Annotated in this window: 1 protein-coding gene and 2 pseudogenes; all 3 read right to left on the bottom strand. The window is 32.3% G+C overall.

Features of this window, described 5'->3' with window-relative positions; genetic code table 11:
- Positions 1-810, bottom strand: a protein-coding gene (locus J671_RS25725) for an IS5-like element ISAba27 family transposase (protein ID WP_155765201.1) whose coding sequence is annotated in 2 segments (ribosomal slippage) — positions 1-427 and positions 430-810 — 808 coding nt annotated over the 2 segments. Because the reading frame shifts where the segments join, the coding sequence is not laid out codon by codon here. This gene is flagged as partial in the annotation.
- Positions 811-1,279: 469 nt separating this feature from the next.
- Positions 1,280-1,498: pseudogene (locus tag J671_RS24700) on the bottom strand (ribonuclease D); the annotation flags it as partial.
- Positions 1,499-1,550: 52 nt separating this feature from the next.
- A pseudogene (locus tag J671_RS24695) lies at positions 1,551-1,809 on the bottom strand (IS5/IS1182 family transposase); the annotation flags it as partial.

Genomic DNA, 1,809 nt, shown 5'->3' with positions numbered 1-1,809 from the left:
TCCGATTTACCAGTGCAGCGATTAAGTTAATGCGTAAACCGAATCTTTTCCGTCTATTTCGATAGCGTTCACTTAATATTCTAAATGTTTTCAATTGACTATTAATATGTTCGATCACAACTCGTATTTTTCCAATCATTTTATTGTACTTTTTCTCAACATCAAATAAGGGTAAATTCTTCTTTTTCTTTATTGGCATCAATAATTTAAAGCCATCTTGCTCTAATCCGTAGTACCCTAAATCGGTCATAACATATTTACAATGTTTGAATTTTTTAACCGTTCTTCTTGCCAATTTAATGTCATGCTGACTGCCATTCGATATATCTAGCCCTATGATTTGTTTGCTGTTCGGATGATAGATCACTTGTGCTTTTAGCGTATGTTTCTTCTTTTTACCACTGTAGAACTTACTCTGATTTTTTTTTTCGGACGTTCTATTGAACATTCTGTCGCATCAATAATGACCCAGTTAAACTGTTCGTCTGCTGTGGTAATGCTTCGTTTTGGCAGAGTAAACCGTCTTGATTTCATCAATGCATCTTCAACCTTTTTAATGGTTCGATTCACATTACTTTCAGCGATATGGTAATTTGCAGCCAACTCCAATTGAGTGCTGTAATTCCGTAAGTAATTGAGTGTTAATAATAATTGATCCTCTATAGCTAAAGTATGAGGACGCCCAGATTTCTTTTTAAGTGATTCTACTTCTTTTAAAACTTCGATCATTTCACTAAAAACTGGTCGAGGTACACCAACCAAGCGCTGGAATTCAGAATCTGAAAAACGATTTAATTTCTGATATCTCATGAAATTTAGATTGAGGTGGTTTTTACTTTCGCAAGAGGTCTATTGATTTTAAAAACTTTTTAAGAATTTATATATAAAATTAGAGGCCTCCTCTCCCCGAGAAGGCCTCTATATTTCTGCACCGAAACAAACTTATAGTTATATATTGTTTATTTTGAAATTGTTTTTCTTGTTGCTAAGAATATACAGACCTATATATATACGCAATTGAATTTTTCTCACGCATAAAGTTAATTTAATTCAGCATAATCATATAAAATTAAGATGAACTCATATTTATAGTATTTAAAGTTCAAAACAACCTAAAGATATAAAGTATAACTAAACAAAAATTTAAGTTTATAAAGATAGCCTTATAAAAAGGCTTATTTTTAAAGCAAGATTAAATACAAGAAGTTGAATAAATATTAATCAAATAAAATATTTTCTAAATACAAAGCGTATTTAAACTAAAAACACCTATTTAAATTTAAAATAAGAGACTTGCTTTCTCTTCTGTAAATAGCTCAATAAGAGGTTTAGTGAGTAATTCATAGCGCCAACCTAACAAATAGTCAGGTAAGTCTTGTTCATCACCTTTAGAAAGTACATGTTGATGAATTGCATTTAACCATTTCTTACGAAGTAAAACTTCTTTCGGAATGGAAGTCTGCTCTATTGCGTTTGCAATTAATGCATCCATTTTATCGGCTTTGTTGCATAAACATTCAAAAGCTGAGTTCTCCCCAATCCATTCAAATTTAAGACACAACTTGGGTGCGAGGTCTACCTAATTCCGTAAATCTATTCAGAACTGCCACACGCGCATGAATTTCATTGACCTGACTTTGAAAATGTCTTGCCGTCAGCCTATCACCTAATAATTTGATGCAATGCATCTTGGTTTCCACCAAACTACGACGGTGATAACCCGACCATTTTTTCCATAGGGTTCTGCCTAAATGTTTAACCGTTTGAAGTAACTCATTTCGTTCTATTGAACTTATTTTAGAATCTTTC

Origin of the sequence: Acinetobacter sp. 1130196 (genome assembly GCF_000588095.1) — a bacterium.
GTDB lineage: Bacteria > Pseudomonadota > Gammaproteobacteria > Pseudomonadales > Moraxellaceae > Acinetobacter > Acinetobacter nosocomialis.
This window is presented reverse-complemented; position numbering and strand designations above follow the sequence as displayed.